The 15,039-nt window shown below is 66.7% G+C and carries 14 protein-coding genes and 1 other RNA gene; 5 read left to right on the top strand and 10 right to left on the bottom strand.

Translation table 11 applies throughout. The features are described from left to right. Positions 1-6 precede the first annotated feature (6 nt). A complete protein-coding gene (gene rplM / locus AQ610_RS03345; RefSeq protein ID WP_006025277.1) occupies positions 7-435 on the bottom strand; it encodes a 50S ribosomal protein L13 in 429 nt (142 codons plus the stop codon). Here rplM and AQ610_RS37895 point away from each other — a divergent pair. Both AQ610_RS37895 and AQ610_RS03340 read left to right on the top strand, forming a co-directional pair. Further along, positions 434-565, top strand: a complete 132-nt coding sequence (locus AQ610_RS37895; protein WP_257721673.1) for a hypothetical protein — start codon at positions 434-436, stop codon at positions 563-565. The two genes, rplM and AQ610_RS37895, sit on opposite strands and share 2 nt — an antisense overlap. A gap of 539 nt (positions 566-1,104) precedes the next feature. Further along, a complete protein-coding gene (locus AQ610_RS03340) occupies positions 1,105-1,527 on the top strand; it encodes an OsmC family protein (protein WP_009913569.1) in 423 nt (140 codons plus the stop codon). An 81-nt stretch (positions 1,528-1,608) separates the two neighbouring features. On the opposite strand, the gene rnpB is transcribed toward AQ610_RS03340, so the two are convergent. The 3 genes from rnpB to pyrC all read right to left on the bottom strand — a co-directional run bounded on the left by rnpB (position 1,609) and on the right by pyrC (position 4,401). Beyond that, positions 1,609-2,020, bottom strand: an RNA gene (gene rnpB / locus AQ610_RS03335) — RNase P RNA component class A. 169 nt (positions 2,021-2,189) lie between these two features. Beyond that, the gene (locus AQ610_RS03330; protein WP_231748944.1) at positions 2,190-3,278 is read right to left on the bottom strand and encodes a DUF3025 domain-containing protein; all 1,089 of its coding nucleotides are present in this window, start codon (positions 3,276-3,278) and stop codon (positions 2,190-2,192) included. 64 nt (positions 3,279-3,342) lie between these two features. Beyond that, positions 3,343-4,401 (bottom strand): dihydroorotase, encoded by a 1,059-nt coding sequence (gene pyrC / locus AQ610_RS03325; protein ID WP_006025274.1) that lies wholly within the window; start codon positions 4,399-4,401, stop codon positions 3,343-3,345. A 209-nt stretch (positions 4,402-4,610) separates the two neighbouring features. Here pyrC and AQ610_RS03320 point away from each other — a divergent pair, with 209 nt between their 5' ends. Then, the gene (locus AQ610_RS03320; RefSeq protein WP_009913578.1) at positions 4,611-5,525 is read left to right on the top strand and encodes a class II glutamine amidotransferase; all 915 of its coding nucleotides are present in this window, start codon (positions 4,611-4,613) and stop codon (positions 5,523-5,525) included. A 222-nt stretch (positions 5,526-5,747) separates the two neighbouring features. On the opposite strand, the gene AQ610_RS03315 is transcribed toward AQ610_RS03320, so the two are convergent. From AQ610_RS03315 to AQ610_RS03290, 6 genes are all read right to left on the bottom strand, one after another. After that, complete coding sequence (locus AQ610_RS03315; RefSeq protein WP_006025272.1) at positions 5,748-6,473, bottom strand: amino acid ABC transporter ATP-binding protein; 726 nt, start codon at positions 6,471-6,473, stop codon at positions 5,748-5,750. Next, the gene (gene gltK, locus AQ610_RS03310; protein WP_006025271.1) at positions 6,470-7,147 is read right to left on the bottom strand and encodes a glutamate/aspartate ABC transporter permease GltK; all 678 of its coding nucleotides are present in this window, start codon (positions 7,145-7,147) and stop codon (positions 6,470-6,472) included. The genes AQ610_RS03315 and gltK overlap by 4 nt, the downstream gene beginning before the upstream one ends. Further along, positions 7,147-7,887, bottom strand: coding sequence for an amino acid ABC transporter permease (locus AQ610_RS03305; protein WP_006025270.1), 741 nt, complete (start codon positions 7,885-7,887; stop codon positions 7,147-7,149). The genes gltK and AQ610_RS03305 overlap by 1 nt, the downstream gene beginning before the upstream one ends. 96 nt (positions 7,888-7,983) lie before the next feature. Next, positions 7,984-8,877, bottom strand: coding sequence for a glutamate/aspartate ABC transporter substrate-binding protein (locus tag AQ610_RS03300; protein WP_009913579.1), 894 nt, complete (start codon positions 8,875-8,877; stop codon positions 7,984-7,986). Positions 8,878-9,096: 219 nt separating this feature from the next. Then, complete coding sequence (locus AQ610_RS03295) at positions 9,097-10,401, bottom strand: Glu/Leu/Phe/Val family dehydrogenase (protein ID WP_006025268.1); 1,305 nt, start codon at positions 10,399-10,401, stop codon at positions 9,097-9,099. A 247-nt stretch (positions 10,402-10,648) separates the two neighbouring features. Next, positions 10,649-11,599, bottom strand: a complete 951-nt coding sequence (locus AQ610_RS03290; RefSeq protein ID WP_006025267.1) for a LysR substrate-binding domain-containing protein — start codon at positions 11,597-11,599, stop codon at positions 10,649-10,651. Between the two features lie 483 nt (positions 11,600-12,082). Here AQ610_RS03290 and AQ610_RS03285 point away from each other — a divergent pair, with 483 nt between their 5' ends. Continuing rightward, on the top strand, positions 12,083-13,489 hold the full coding sequence (locus AQ610_RS03285; RefSeq protein ID WP_006025266.1) for an MFS transporter: 1,407 nt from the start codon (positions 12,083-12,085) through the stop codon (positions 13,487-13,489). A 107-nt stretch (positions 13,490-13,596) separates the two neighbouring features. Continuing rightward, on the top strand, positions 13,597-14,985 hold the full coding sequence (gene purB / locus AQ610_RS03280; protein ID WP_006025265.1) for an adenylosuccinate lyase: 1,389 nt from the start codon (positions 13,597-13,599) through the stop codon (positions 14,983-14,985). Positions 14,986-15,039: the final 54 nt, after the last annotated feature.

Raw genomic sequence — 15,039 nt, 5'->3', positions numbered from 1 at the left:
CTCCCCTTAGATCTCGAGCGCCTTCGGCTGTTGAGCCGAGTGCGGATGCGTGGCTTCAGCGTAGACCTTCAGCTTCTTGATCATCGCGTAGCCGAGCGGGCCCTTCGGCAGCATGCCCTTGACCGCCTTCTCGAGCGCGCGGCCCGGGAAGCGTTCCTGCATCTTGCCGAACGTCGTTTCATAGATGCCGCCCGGGTAGCCCGAGTGACGGTAATACTTCTTGTCCAGCGTCTTGTTGCCCGTGACTTTCAGCTTGCTCGCGTTGATGACGATGATGAAATCACCGGTGTCGACGTGCGGAGTGAACTCGGGCTTGTGCTTGCCGCGCAGACGGCGTGCCACTTCGCTGGCGACACGGCCGAGAACCTTATCCGTCGCGTCAATCACGTACCATTCGCGCGCCACCTCATGGGCTTTTGCGGAAAACGTCTTCATGATCGATCCAAAATTGATTGCTTATGCCCAAACGTTCTTTCCTGCTTGTCTGCTCTTGGCAGGCGCTTCGTGGCGCGATGCAGGCTCTCCCTGTTCTTTTTCCGTGGGCATGGATGCGGAAAAGCCCTGAATTATAAAGGGATTCGAGCTGGGTGGTCAAAGAAATCCGACATCCGTCGTTTCGCGACTGCGGTGAAGCGTGCATCGCGGGCGCGAAGCGGCCACCGTCGGGCCGCCCAAGCTTGCACCGGACGAAAAAAAGCCCGAACCGCTGGTTCGGGCTTAATCCACCAAAGGAGGAGGGTGGAGGAGACATGCGGAGGTTGCCGCAACGCGACAACCAATGCCTCGCATTATACGAACCGGGAGTCGACAGCACAAGGAAAACCGCATGGAGAAATGCATTCTCATAATACGGAAAATTACCCAATCCCCAAGAAATCGGATTTTTCCTTTTAAATCAATAAGATAACAAATCACCCCTGAACGAATGGACTTTCCGCCTAGAGCAAAACCCCTAAAGATCGGAGGGCGATCGGCGCCGCCCGGACCGGACGCGATACGCGATCGGCCGCTGTTTTTGCCCGTCTTGCGGCGCATCAGCCGACTGTTGCGGGCGGGGCTACAATGCCGGATCACAATCGAATCAAGCAACGCTGGAGCTCGCGCATGGAATGCAAAGTAAGCTGGATGGGCCAGGACGGCATGGCATTCGCCGCCCAGACGGGCAGCGGCCACCTCGTCACGATGGATGGCGCGCCCGAAGGCGGCGGGCACAATCTCGCGCCGCGTCCGATGGAGATGGTGCTCGCCGGCACGGGCGGCTGCACGGCCTATGACGTCGTGCTGATCCTCAAGAAGAGCCGCCAGGAAGTCACCGGCTGCTCGGTGACGCTGCAGGCCGAGCGCGCGAGCGAGGACCCGAAGGTGTTCACGAAGGTCCACTTCCACTTCACGGTGACGGGCCGCAACCTGAATCCCGCGACCGTTGAGCGCGCGATCAACCTGTCGCACGACAAGTACTGTTCGGCGTCGATCATGATCGCGAAGACGGCCGAGCTGTCGCACTCGTTCGAGATCGTCGCCGCGTAACGCGCGTCGCCCGCCGCGCGGGTCGAGAAAAGGAAAAAGGCCGGCGCCGCATCGGGCGCCGGCCTTTCCTTTGTCATCGGGCGGCAAAGCGGGCCGATAAGCCGGATTCTGTGCGAACCGCGCGCCCGAAGGCGCGCGGCCCGTGGCAGCCATTCCTCTAGGCGCGCCATTGCTGACGCGCTCAAGCTTCCTACCCGCGAACGAGACGGGGGCACCGTCCTGCATCCGAAGATGCGCGTCCGCCTACTTGGAATTGCTCCGGGTGGAGGTTACCGTGCCGGTCTGCGTCGCCGCAGCCGCGGTGCGCTCTTACCGCACCGTTTCACCCTTGCCTGATCCCGGCTTGCGCCGGGCCATCGGCGGTTTGCTTTCTGTTGCCCTGTTCCGCGTGTCGCCACGGATGGCCGTTAGCCATCACCCTGCCCTGTCGGAGTCCGGACTTTCCTCGCCCTTCGCGGCGAACCGCGAAGGCCGCGACTGCCTGGCCTGCTTTGCGAGCGGGATTCTAGCACCGTAAAGCGGCGCTCGCTCGGGGCGATGGTCCTGGTCTCGTTGCAACGACGGTCCGAGGGGATCGTGCGCCAGTGCATGTGTGGTTGCCGGTCCGGCACGACGATGCTCGCCGTCCATTGGTCGGCCGATGCGGGGCATGTCGGCGCGCGTCACCCCGCGCGCGAACGGCGGCCGCTGCGAAACACCTGCGGATCGTCGTAGAAAGACGGCGATTCGTTCGCCGGCCACCAGCCGGGCACGCCGAGCACCGGCAGCGGCGCGAAGCCGCGGCTCGCGGGCTCGGTCGCGGCGAGCGCCGCCGCGACGCGTTCGTCGAGCGAGGCGCGGCGCGACTCGTCGCGCCAGTCGAAATACGCGGCCGGCACGTCGACGATCCACGCATGCGCGGTGCACCCCTTGTACGGATCGACGAGCTTTTCGAACAGCGCATGGCCGACGATCCGCGCGTCGCAGCGCGAACCCCACGCGTCGCGCGACGCGCGCATCAGCGTCGGCCAGTCGAAGCCGCGCAGCGCGGCGGCAAGCGCCGGGTCCGACGTCGCGAAGAGCGCGCCGTTCTCGTCGAGCAGCGTGAGGGCGTCGCGAACGCCGCCGCGCACGGAGCCGACGCCCGTCGCGTCGATCGCCGCGGCCTGGCGCGCGTTGAGCGCCGCCTTGATGCCTGGGTACGCGAACCAGACGAGCGCGTTGAAGAAATCGTGCAGGTTGTGGCGGGTCGGGACGGCGCCCGTTTCGGCGATGTGCGTCTCGTACGCGACGCCCGCCGGCAGCGCCGCCTGTTCGACGAAACGAAGCGGCTGGCCGCGGCCCGCCGCGAGCCGCCCGGCTCGGGCGTCGTCGTTCAGCATGCGCAGCCATGCCGCTTTGCCCTGCCGTGCCGCGTGCGCCCATCGCCCGCCGCGATCGGCCAACGGCGCGAGCCACGGCGCGGACCAATCGATTCGGTCGAAACAGGTTCCGTCACCGTCGGGATGCGACTCGCGCCAACGGTTCGAAGCACGAGACACACGGGATTCGCGGGATTCGCCCGGATCGCGATCGGCCGCCGAGCAGTCCGGGTGCGCCGGCCCGCGTCCGCCGTGCGGATCACCCGGGCCGAACGGCGCGCGCCCCCGGTCGGCAAGACCCGCCGCATCCGGACGCCGAGGATCGGCCGCGCCGTGCACGCCTGTCGGCCGCGGCGCGCCGCTCATGGCGTCCCAAGCGCCCCGAGCGCTCGTGTCGTCCTGCTCGCTCATCTCGTTGGCACCGAATCCGTCCGCGTGCGGCAACCCGGCCGGCCGCCGCGCCGCGCCGCGAGCGTCAGACGAGCCGCCAGCCGATCGCCTCGCCGCCGCGCAGCGGCACGACGGGGCCGGCGCCCGCGTCGATCTCGCGCGGCAGCTCCCATGTCTCGCGGCGCAACGTCACCGTCTCGGCGCTGCGCGGCAAACCGTAGAAGTCCGCGCCGAAGAAGCTCGCGAAGCCTTCGAGCTTGTCGAGCGCGCCCGCCTGATCGAACGCCTCCGCGTACAGCTCGAGCGCGTGCAGCGCGGTGTAGCAGCCCGCGCAGCCGCACGCGGCCTCTTTCGCGCCCTTCGCATGCGGCGCGCTGTCGGTGCCGAGGAAGAAGCGCGGATTGCCCGAGCTCGCCGCCTCGACGAGCGCGACCCGATGCGTCTCGCGCTTGAGCACCGGCAGGCAGTAGTAATGCGGGCGGATGCCGCCGAGGAAGATCGCGTTGCGGTTGTACAGCAGGTGGTGCGCGGTGATCGTCGCGCCGATCCGGCCGGACGCCGCATCGGCGTCGCGCACGTAATCGGCCGCGTCCTTCGTCGTGATGTGCTCGAACACCACGTCGAGCCCCGGCAGCGCGCGGCGCAGCGGGGTCATCACGCGGTCGATGAACACCTTCTCGCGGTCGAACAGGTCGATCGACGGATCCGTCACCTCGCCGTGCACGAGAAGCGGCATCCCGACTTCCTGCATCGTCTCGAGCGTCTTCGCGCATTTGCCGAGCAGATCGGTCACGCCGGCGTCCGAGTTCGTCGTCGCGCCCGCCGGATACAGCTTCACGCCGTGCACGAAGCCGCTTTCGCGCGCGCGGCGGATCTCGTCGGCGGGCGTGTTGTCGGTCAGGTACAGCGTCATCAGCGGCTCGAACGTCATGCCCGCCGGCAGCGCGGCGAGGATGCGCTCGCGGTACGCCTGCGCTTGAGCGGTCGTCGTGACGGGCGGCTTCAGGTTCGGCATGACGATCGCGCGGCCGAACTGGCGGGCAGTGTGCGGCAGGACGGCCGCGAGCATCGCGCCGTCGCGCACGTGCAGGTGCCAGTCGTCGGGGCGTGCGAGGGTGAGCGAGGCGGGAGCGGAAGCATTCATGGTGTCGTGGGAATGGCGCGCGGCGAGGAGCGATGCGCGGCGCGCCGGCCGCGCGCGGCGCCGACTGCACTGACGGCAAACCGCAACACGGAACCGCTCGCGCGCGGTTTTCGCCTTTTGCCGCTTGGGGCTCGGTGATATGCTTGAAGCCGACATTGTACCGGTTCCCTCCGGCGTACTCCCCCGCCAGCCTCAGCCGCACCCGCGATATGTGCCAACTCTTCGGAATGAACTGCGCCGAACCAACGGACGTGACGTTCTCGTTTACCGGCTTCGCGGCCCGCGGCGGGCTCACCGATCATCATGCCGACGGCTGGGGCATCGCGTTCTTCGAGGACAAGGCCTGCCGCCTCTTCATCGACCAGCAGTCGTCCGCGACGTCGCCCATCGCCGAGATGGTCAAGCGCTACCCGATCAAGTCGAAGAACACGATCGCGCACATCCGCAAGGCGACGCAGGGGCACATCCTGCTGGAGAACTGCCATCCGTTCATGCGCGAGCTGTGGGGCCGCCACTGGATCTTCGCGCACAACGGCGATCTGCACGACTACACGCCCGATCTCGACGGCAGCGTCTATCAGCCGGTCGGCACGACCGACAGCGAGAAGGCGTTCTGCAAGCTGATGCAGGGCCTGCGCGAAGCGTTTCCGAGCGCGCAGCCGCCGCTGCCCGAGCTGTTCGAGCAGGTCGGCGAGCTCACGCGCGACATCACGCGGCACGGCGTGTTCAATTTCCTGATGTCGAACGGGCAGGCGCTGTTCGCGCACTGCTCGACGCGCCTGCACTACCTCGTGCGGCGCTGGCCGTTCTCGACCGCGCACCTGATCGACGAAGACATCTCGATCGACTTCGCGAAATACACGACGCCGGAAGACCGCGTCGCGGTGATCGCGACGCAGCCGCTCACCGACGACGAAGTGTGGACCGCGCTCGAGCCGGGCGAGCTCGTGATGTTCCAGTGCGGCGACGTCGCGGCGACGATGCGCATCCCGGTGCCGGAAGCCGTGCTCGAGAAGCTGCGCAACCCGGCGCTCGACGCATCCGCGTCGGCGCCGCGCCGGGCGGCCGCGCTCGCGGCGAGCGGCGAGGCCGGCGATCTCGGCGACGATCCGGTCGATTTCTGAGCGACCATCATTGCCTGCCGCCCGAACGACGCTTGAACGGGAACGCGTTCGCCGCCTCGCGCCGCCGTCCGTCGGAGCCCGGCGCGCCCCCATCCGAAGCTGACCAGGACCGCTTGCCGCAGTGCGAGCGCGCCGACAAAAAAACGCCCGGCTCTCGCCGGGCGGCCTTCTCTTCGCCTCGCGAGCGACGCCGTGCGCAAGCGCACGACGCCCTCCCCGCGATCAATGCAGGATCTTCGCGAGAAAATCCTTCGCGCGATCCGACTTCGGATTCGCGAAGAACTCTTCCTTGCGGTCGTCCTCGACGATCAAGCCCTTGTCCATGAAGATCACGCGATGGGCGACCTTCTTCGCGAAGCCCATCTCGTGCGTGACGACCATCATCGTCATCCCTTCCTGCGCGAGCTCGACCATCACGTCGAGCACCTCGTTGATCATCTCCGGATCGAGCGCGGAGGTCGGCTCGTCGAACAGCATCGCGATCGGGTCCATCGACAGCGCGCGCGCGATCGCGACACGCTGTTGCTGGCCGCCCGACAACTGGCCCGGATACTTGTGCGCATGCGCCTTCAGGCCCACGCGATCGAGCAGCTTCATCCCCTTCTCGGCCGCTTCGTCCTTGTCGCGGCCGAGCACCTTGATCTGCGCGAGCGTCAGGTTCTCCGTGATCGACAGATGCGGAAACAGCTCGAAGTGCTGGAACACCATCCCGACCTTCGAGCGCAGCTTCGACAGGTTCGTCTTCTTGTCGCCGACCGATTGCCCGTTGACGAGAATCTCGCCCTGCTGAAACGGCTCGAGGCCGTTCACGGTCTTGATGAGCGTCGACTTGCCCGAGCCCGACGGCCCGCACACGACCACCACTTCGCCCTTCTTCACTTCCGTCGTGCAATCCGTCAGCACCTGAAACTGGCCGTACCACTTCGACACGTTCTTAATGGAAATCATCTTGTGACCTTTTTCTGGAGTCCTTTGACCAATGCGGATGCGGCCGAGCACACGACGAAATAGCATGCGCCCGCGAACAGGATCATCTCGACGCTCGTGCCGTCGCGATCGCCGATGTTCGCGGCCGTGCGGAAGAAATCCGCGAGGCTGATCACGTAGACGAGCGACGTGTCCTGGAACAGCACGATCGCCTGCGTGAGCAGGAGCGGCACCATCGCGCGGAACGCCTGCGGCAGGATCACGAGGCGCATCGCCTGCGCGTAGTTCATGCCGAGCGCGAACGCGGCGTTCACCTGCCCGCGCGGCACCGCCTGGATGCCCGCCCTGATGATCTCCGAATAATACGCGGCTTCGAAAAGCGAAAACGCGACCATCGCCGACGCGAGCCGGATGTCGATCGTCGGCGACAGCCCGAGCACGCCCTGCAGCACCTGCGGCACGATCAGGAAGAACCACAGCAGCACCATCACGAGCGGAATCGAGCGGAACACGGTGACGTAGCCCTGCGCGAACCACGCGAGCGGCTTGACGCCCGACAGGCGCATCAGCGCAAGCAGCGTGCCCCAGACGATCCCGATCACGATCGCGAGCAGCGTGATCTTGAACGTGATGATCGCGCCCGTCCAGAGCGTCGGCAGCGCGCCGGGAATACTACTCCAGTCGAACTGATGCATCACTTGCCTCCGATGTAGCCGGGCAGCCGGGACTTGCTCTCGACCCAGCGCATGAACGCCATCACGATCAGATTGATGACCACGTACGCGAGCGTGACCGCGATGAACGACTCGTAGGTCTGCGCGGTGTAGTCGACGAGCTGCCGCGCCTGCGCGGACAGGTCGAGCAGGCCGATCGTCGACGCGACGGCCGAATTCTTGAAGATGTTCAGGAATTCGGACGTGAGCGGCGGCACGATGATCCGGTATGCGACGGGCAGGAGCACGTAGCGGTACGTCTGCCATTGCGTGAAGCCCATCGCGAGGCCGGCCGCGCGCTGGCCCTTCGGCAGCGCGTTGATGCCGGAGCGCACCTGCTCGCAGACGCGCGCGCCCGTGAAGAGGCCAAGACAGACGATCGACGCGGTGAAGAATTGCGTGCCGGGCGGCAACTGCTTGATCCAGGTGCCGATCGACACGGGCAGCAATTCGGGCACGACGAGGTACCAGATGAAGAACTGCACGATGAGCGGGATGTTGCGGAAGATCGATACGTAGACCGTGCCGATCGCCGACAGCCATTTGCTCGGCATGGTGCGCAGCACGCCGAACAGCGACCCGACGACGAGCGCGATCACCCACGCGGCGAGCGACACCTTGATCGTCACCCAGAATCCCGACATCAGCCAGCCGAGATAGGTGGTCGGTTCGCCCGTCGAAACGGGGCTCAGGAAGATGCCCCAGTTCCAGTGGTAAGACATAGCCAGACTCCAACAAAAAGAAACGGAAGAAGCCGTGCCTCTTCCGTTTCGTCAGCGCTTGTTAGCTCGAACGGTTGGCTCGAACGGCCGTCCCGCTCAATCGAGCGCCTTGTCGTTCGGATTCGCGTAGAGCTTCTTCATCTCGTCGGAGAGCGGGAAGTTCAGATTCAGGCCCTTCGGCGGGATCGGATTCTCGAACCACTTCGAGTAGATCTTCGCGGCTTCGCCCGACTTCTCGACCTGCGCGATCGCGTCGTCGACCACCTTCTTGAACGCCGGATCGTCCTTGCGCATCATGCAGCCGTACGCCTCCTGAGACTGCGGCTTGCCGACGATCACCCATTCGCCCGGCTGCTTCGCCTTCGCGCGCTCGCCCGCGAGCAGCGCGTCGTCCATCATGAACGCGACCGCGCGGCCCGTCTCGAGCGTCTGGAACGACTCGCCGTGGTCCTTCGCGCTGATGATGTTCATCCCCATCTGGTTCTTGTTGTTCATCTCGCGCAGCAGACGCTCGGACGTCGTGCCCGCCGTCGTGACGACAGTCTTGCCCTTCAGGTCGGCGAAATCCTTGATGCCCGAGTCCTTCTTCGTCATGAGGCGCGTGCCGATCACGAAGATCGTGTCCGAGAACGCCGCTTGCTTCTGGCGGTCGAGATTGTTCGTCGTCGAGCCGCACTCGATGTCGACCGTGCCGTTCTGCACGAGCGGAATCCGGTTCTGCGACGTCACCGGAATGTTCCTCACCTGCAGGTTGGACAGATTCAGCTTCTTCTTGACCGCGTCGACGACCTTCATCTGGAAGTCGCGCGAATAGCCGACGACCTGCTGGCTCTGGTCATAGTACGAGAACGGAATCGACGATTCGCGGTGCCCCAGCGCAATCACGCCCGTATCCTTGATTTTTTTCAGCGTGCCCGTTTCCTGGGCGATGGCGCCGCCGGCGAATGTGCTCAGCGCCGCGACCACCAGCATTGCTTTCGGGAATTTCATCGTTGTCATCTCCTTGGCGAAAACCCGCGCCAGTTTATCAAAGTAATTCTTATGAAAGTAATGGTTGTTAACCACACTTCTGACCGGGCGGCATGCGCATTCCAACACGCGTTCGGCGCCCGGATACGCACGCGGGCGGCACCGGATCCGGCGCCGCCCGCGAGTGAATCACGACGCGGCCTCCAGCTTGCGCGTCGCCGATCGAGCCAATCCCGTCGATCAGGGGTACAGGCCGCGCATTTCGCGCGCCATCAGGATGCGCTTGCACGCGACGATGAACGCCGCCGTGCGCACCAACACGCCGTGCTCCTGGGCCACCGCCCACACACCGGCGAACGCCTCGCGCATCACGCGCTCGAGACGATGGTTGATCTCGTCTTCCGTCCAGAAGAAGCTCGAGAAATCCTGCACCCACTCGAAGTACGACACGGTCACGCCTCCCGCGTTCGCGATCACGTCGGGAATCACGAGCACGCCGTTCGCGCTCAGGATGTCGTCCGCGGCCGTCGTCGTCGGGCCGTTCGCGCCTTCGACGATGATCTTCGTGCGGATCTTCGACGCGTTCTTCTCGGTGATCTGGTTTTCTAGCGCGGCCGGAATCAGGATGTCGGTCTCGACGGTCCAGAACTCGTCGTTCGGCATCGGCTCCGCGCCTTCGAAGCCCGCGACGCCGCCCGTCACGCCGACGTGGTCGATCAGCTTGACGGTGTCGACGCCCGCCGGCTGGTAGATCGTGCCCGTGTGATCCTGCACCGCGATCACCTTCGCGCCCGCCTCCTGGAACAGCTTCGCGGCGATCCCGCCGACGTTGCCGAAGCCCTGGACCGCGATGCGCGCGCCTTCGATCTCGACACCCTTCTTCTTCGCGGCCTCGCAGCCGACGACGAACACGCCGCGGCCCGTCGCTTCCCGGCGGCCGAGCGAGCCGCCGAGCGAGATCGGCTTGCCGGTCACGACGCCCGTGGCCGTCTGGCCCTGGTTCATCGAGTACGTGTCCATCATCCACGCCATGATCTGCTCGTTCGTGTTGACGTCAGGCGCGGGAATGTCGGTGTTCGGGCCGATGATGATGCCGATTTCGCTGGTGTAGCGGCGCGTCACGCGCTCGAGCTCGCCGCGCGAGAGCTTGCGCGGATCGACGCGGATGCCGCCCTTCGCGCCGCCGTACGGCACGTTCACGGCCGCGTTCTTCACCGACATCCAGGCGGACAGCGCCATCACCTCGGACAGCGTCACGTCCTGGTGGTAGCGCACGCCGCCCTTGCCCGGGCCGCGCGATACGTTGTGCTGCACGCGATAGCCCTCGAAGTGCGCGACGGTGCCGTTGTCCAGCTCGATCGGCACGTCGACGATCAGGATGCGCTTCGGGCGCTTCAGCGTCTCGATCCAGCGCGACAGTGAGCCGAGGTACGGCGCGACGCGATCGACTTGCTGCAGATAGTTGCCCCAGGGGCCGAGATCGTCCGCGTGCAGGTACGACGGGATGGACTGCGCGACGGACGGGGACTGCGATTGCGAAGACATGGAATCTCCAACGGTCGAAGAATGCGCACATTGTCGAAAAAGCGAATTTCGAAATCCAATGCCGTTTGCTTATTCGATTATGCGTTTCGTGCATGATCGGTCTTTTGCGCGAAAAACCGTGCGTTCGCCGTGCGAACGGCTGCAATCCCGATGCGATTGCGCGGAGCAACTTTCGTGCGCGGGGTGGCGCGCAGCGGTGCGGGCCGCGCCGGGCGCCGAGGCGCCGGCGCAGGGACCGCGGCGATTGTCAGGCGGCCGCGCCGAGCTCCTCGCGCACGACGTCCCACAGCGCGCGCACGAGCTTTTGCCGCGGCTCGTCGCCCTGCACCGCGAGCTTGTCCCGGTACAGGCGGATCTCCATCGTCAGCGCGAACGGCTCCGCTGCGCCCTTCGCCGCGCGGCCGAGCTTCACGAGGCGGCCGCTCGCGAGCGCGTCCTCGACCGCGCTGTGCGGCAGAAACGCGACGCCGTGCCCGGCGAGCGCCATCGCCTTCAGCGCCTCGGCCATGTCGGTCTCGTAGACCTTGTCGAGATGGAGCGGCGCGCGCGCGTTCGCGATGATCACTTCGGTCATCCGGCCGAGGTACGCATTGGGCGTGTACGACAGATACGGCACGGGCGCGTCGGCCGTGCCGGGCAGCGCGTAGCGCGCGCGGCCGCCGCGGCCGGGCGCCGAGAACGGGCTGATCGGCTCCGTGCCGAGCGTCAGCATGTCGTAGCGGGCCGGATCGAGCGCGACGGGATGGCTCGGGTGGTGATAGCCCATCACGAGATCGCAGCCGCCCTCGACGAGCGACAGCACCGCATCATGCACATTCAGCGCGCGCAGCCGCGTGTGGACCTGTCCCATCTTCGCCTCGATCCGCTGCAGCCAGCGCGGGAAGTACGTGAGCGACAGCGTGTGCGGCACCGCGAACTCGATCGTCGGCACGGGCGCGCCGACGTGGCCGCGCAGCAGCGTGCGCGCCTCGTGCGCCTGCGACAGCATCGCGAGCGCCTGCTCGTAGAACACCTGGCCCGCCTGCGTGAGGCGGGTCGGATAGACCGAACGATCGATCAGCTCGGTCGCGAGCCACGCTTCGAGCGCCTGGATCCGGCGCGAAAACGCAGGTTGCGACACGTGCCGCAGCTCGGCCGAGCGGCTGAAGCTGCGCGTTTCCGCGAGCGACACGAAGTCTTCGAGCCATTTGAGTTCCATGCGTGCCTTTGCTGCGCAAAGCGAGTGCGAGGGAAGAAGCACGCATTTTAACGGTCGGGCGCGCCGATCGCCCCGGTGCGTCGGCGCACGGCGCACGACCCGCGAGGCGGCGAAGCCCGCCGCGGCGTGCGCGCCGGCAAACGGCCCGCGCCCCCGGACGCATCGCCATACGCTTGATTCCTCACACATTTTGGCGCGGCACCACCCCGCACCAATGCCGCGCGCACGCACAGGCGCAGTGCCGCGCGGCGCTCGCGCGCGCCTGCCGCCGGTGCGCGCGAGCGCCGCGCCGTCGCGCGAGCGCCACTCGCCAGCCGCTTTCATTGCTTTCGCCGCCTTTCCCGCCTGCCTTGCCCGGCGTGCGCTCGCACCGTTTGAAACAAAAACATGCACCCCATTGGCATGAAGCTTGCGGAACAGCGCACCGGCTCGTCGCCCCATTTCCACCATCCGCCGTCGACCGGCATACGCGAGGCTTCACCGATGGATACTCTGCGCACCTCCCTCCGAAGCGGCAACTGGCGCTCGCTTCTCGCGTGCTTCCTCTACTTCGACACGGGCTTCACCGTCTGGGTGCTGTACGGCCCGCTCGCGCCGTTCATCGGCAAGGACATCACGATGACGGCCGCGCAACAGGGCTTCCTCGTCGCGGTGCCGGTGCTCGCGGCGGCCATCCTGCGCGTCACGCTCGGCAACCTCTACCAGTCCGCCGACGGCCGGCGCATCTCGCTGATGGGCGTGCTGCTGTCCGCGCTGCCCGCCGTCGTTCTGCCGTTCGTGCCCGGCACGCCGTCGTACACGCTGCTCCTCGTGCTCGGCGTGTTCCTCGGGATCGGCGGCGCGAGCTTCGCGGTCGCGCTGCCGATGGCGGGCAGCAGCTATCCGCCGAAGGTGCAGGGCCTCGTGCTCGGCCTCGCCGCCGCGGGCAACATCGGCGCGGTGCTCGACGGCTTCATGTTCCCGCACATCGCGGCCGCGCTCGGCTGGAAATTCTCGACGGCCGCCGCGCTGCCGCTCCTCGCGATCGCGGGCTTCGCGCTCTTCGCGTGGGCCGACGACCGCGGCGAGAAGTCGGGCAACGCGAAACGCGCGTTCGGCGCGTTCGTGCTCACGCTCGTCGGCCTCGTCGCGCTCGTGCTCGCCGTGCATGCGGGCGTGTTCGGCGCGGGCAAGACGGGCGTGCTGCTGCTGCCCGTGATGGGCGCGCTCCTCGCGATCGCCGTGCTGCCCGGCCGCTATCGCGCGGTGCTCGCCGAGCGCGACACGTGGGTCATCATGCTGATCTACAGCATCACGTTCGGCGGCTTCGTCGGGATGTCGTCGTACGTGACGCTGCTTCTCACGACGCTCTACCAGATGCCGAAGATCGAAGCGGGCCTCTTCATGTCGCTGCTCGCGTTCCTCGGCGCGATCGTGCGCCCGTTCGGCGGCCACCTCGCCGACCGCATCACCGGCGTGCGCGCGCTGATGGTGATCCTCGCCGCGATCGCCGCCGCCGACTTCGCGTTCGCGGCCGTGATGCCGCCGCTCGCGGGCGGGATCGCGCTCCTCGTGTGCCTGTACGTCGCGTTCGGCCTAGGCAACGGCTCGACGTTCCAGCTCGTCCCGCACCGCTGGAAGGGCAAGACCGGCCTGCTGTCCGGCATCGTCGGCGCGGCGGGCGGCATCGGCGGCTTCTATCTGCCCGTCGTGATGGGCATCGCGAAGGAAAGCACGGGCAGCTACCAGCTCGGTTTCGCGACGTTCGGCGCGCTCTCGACCTGCGCGCTCGCCGCGCTCGTGATGCTGCGCGCGCAGTGGCTGCGCTGGGCCGCGCCCGAGCTCGCCGCGGCCGAGCCGGCGGCGGGCGCCGGGATGCCGATCGGCGGCGCGGCGCGCGCCGGCGACTGAGATTTTCCGGTGGCGGCGCGCGGCGGCCGGACGGCCGCGCGCCGATGGTAAAATCCGCGGTTCTCCCCTTCACGTTTGAACCGCGGCCGCGCGCCTCCAGCCCGATCATGTCCGACACCCGTCCCGATATCCTTTTCGCCCTCACCGCGCTCTCGCCGATCGACGGCCGCTACGCCAGCAAAACCGAAGCGCTGCGCGACTGGCTCTCCGAAGCCGCCTTCATGCGCCACCGCGTCACCGTCGAGGTGCACTGGCTGATCGCGCTGTCGCGCGCCGGCTTCGCCGAGGTGCCGCGCTTCCCGGAAGCCGCCGAGCAGTTCCTGCTGCAGCTCGTCGAGCGCTTCACCGCGCACGACGCCGCGCGCATCAAGGAAATCGAGCGCGTGACGAACCATGACGTGAAAGCCGTCGAGTACTGGCTGAAGGAATCCGTCAAGGGCCAGGCCGAGCTCGAGCGCGCGAGCGAATTCATCCATTTCGCGTGCACGTCGGAAGACATCAACAACACGTCGCACGGCATGATGCTCGCCGGCGCGCGCCAGCACGTGATCCTGCCCGCGCTGCGCACGGTGCACGGCCGCCTCGTCGCGCTCGCGCACGCGCACGCCGAGCAGCCGATGCTCTCGCGCACGCATGGCCAGCCGGCCAGCCCGACGACGCTCGGCAAGGAAATCGCGAACGTCGCCGCGCGCCTCGCGCGCGCGATCGAGCGCATCGAGCGGGTCGAAATCCTCGGCAAGATGAACGGCGCGGTCGGCAACTTCAACGCGCACCTGTCCGCATATCCGGAGTTCGACTGGGAAGCGTTCTCGCGCGACGTGATCGAGAACCGCCTGAAGCTCACGTTCAACCCGTACACGATCCAGATCGAGCCGCACGACTACATGGCCGAGCTGTTCGACGCCGTTTCGCGCGCGAACACGATCCTGCTCGACCTCGATCGCGACGTGTGGGGCTACATCTCGGTCGGCTACTTCAAGCAGAAGACGAAGGCGGGCGAGATCGGCTCGTCGACGATGCCGCACAAGGTCAACCCGATCGACTTCGAGAACTCGGAAGGCAACCTCGGCCTCGCGAACGCGACGCTGCGCCACCTCGCCGACAAGCTGCCCGTCTCGCGCTGGCAGCGCGACCTGACCGATTCGACGGTGTTGCGCAACATGGGCGTCGCGCTCGGCTATTCGCTGCTCGCGTACGACGCGCTGATCCGCGGCCTCGACAAGCTCGAAGTGAACCCGCAGCGCCTGAACGAAGACCTCGACAACTGCTGGGAAGTGCTCGCCGAGCCGGTGCAGACGGTGATGCGCCGCTACGGCATCGAGAACCCGTACGAGCAGTTGAAGGAACTCACGCGCGGCAAGGGCATCACGCGCGACGCGCTGCGGCAGTTCATCGGCACGCTCGCGATTCCCGAGGACGCGAAGGCGCGCCTTCTCGCGATGACGCCCGCGTCGTACATCGGCAAGGCGGTCGAGCTCGCGAAGCGCATCGCGTAACGCGCGTCGTCGACACGATGAAGAAAGGCGCCCTGCAGTTCGCAGGGCGCCTTT

This window comes from Burkholderia humptydooensis (assembly GCF_001513745.1).
GTDB classification, from domain to species: domain Bacteria; phylum Pseudomonadota; class Gammaproteobacteria; order Burkholderiales; family Burkholderiaceae; genus Burkholderia; species Burkholderia humptydooensis.
The sequence above is the reverse complement of the archived record's forward strand: the minus strand, read 5'-3'. Positions and strand labels throughout refer to the sequence as shown.

Excerpts from the sequence above, each read along its gene's own strand:
- AQ610_RS37895 (WP_257721673.1), top strand. The coding sequence starts at position 434 with ATGATCGATCCAAAATTGATTGCTTATGCCCAAACGTTCTTTCCTGCT.
- rplM (WP_006025277.1), bottom strand. The coding sequence starts at position 435 with ATGAAGACGTTTTCCGCAAAAGCCCATGAGGTGGCGCGCGAATGGTAC.
- AQ610_RS03340 (WP_009913569.1), top strand. The coding sequence starts at position 1,105 with ATGGAATGCAAAGTAAGCTGGATGGGCCAGGACGGCATGGCATTCGCC.
- AQ610_RS03330 (WP_231748944.1), bottom strand. The coding sequence starts at position 3,278 with ATGAGCGAGCAGGACGACACGAGCGCTCGGGGCGCTTGGGACGCCATG.
- pyrC (WP_006025274.1), bottom strand. The coding sequence starts at position 4,401 with ATGAATGCTTCCGCTCCCGCCTCGCTCACCCTCGCACGCCCCGACGAC.
- AQ610_RS03320 (WP_009913578.1), top strand. The coding sequence starts at position 4,611 with ATGTGCCAACTCTTCGGAATGAACTGCGCCGAACCAACGGACGTGACG.
- AQ610_RS03315 (WP_006025272.1), bottom strand. The coding sequence starts at position 6,473 with ATGATTTCCATTAAGAACGTGTCGAAGTGGTACGGCCAGTTTCAGGTG.
- gltK (WP_006025271.1), bottom strand. The coding sequence starts at position 7,147 with ATGCATCAGTTCGACTGGAGTAGTATTCCCGGCGCGCTGCCGACGCTC.
- AQ610_RS03305 (WP_006025270.1), bottom strand. The coding sequence starts at position 7,887 with ATGTCTTACCACTGGAACTGGGGCATCTTCCTGAGCCCCGTTTCGACG.
- AQ610_RS03300 (WP_009913579.1), bottom strand. The coding sequence starts at position 8,877 with ATGAAATTCCCGAAAGCAATGCTGGTGGTCGCGGCGCTGAGCACATTC.
- AQ610_RS03295 (WP_006025268.1), bottom strand. The coding sequence starts at position 10,401 with ATGTCTTCGCAATCGCAGTCCCCGTCCGTCGCGCAGTCCATCCCGTCG.
- AQ610_RS03290 (WP_006025267.1), bottom strand. The coding sequence starts at position 11,599 with ATGGAACTCAAATGGCTCGAAGACTTCGTGTCGCTCGCGGAAACGCGC.
- AQ610_RS03285 (WP_006025266.1), top strand. The coding sequence starts at position 12,083 with ATGGATACTCTGCGCACCTCCCTCCGAAGCGGCAACTGGCGCTCGCTT.
- purB (WP_006025265.1), top strand. The coding sequence starts at position 13,597 with ATGTCCGACACCCGTCCCGATATCCTTTTCGCCCTCACCGCGCTCTCG.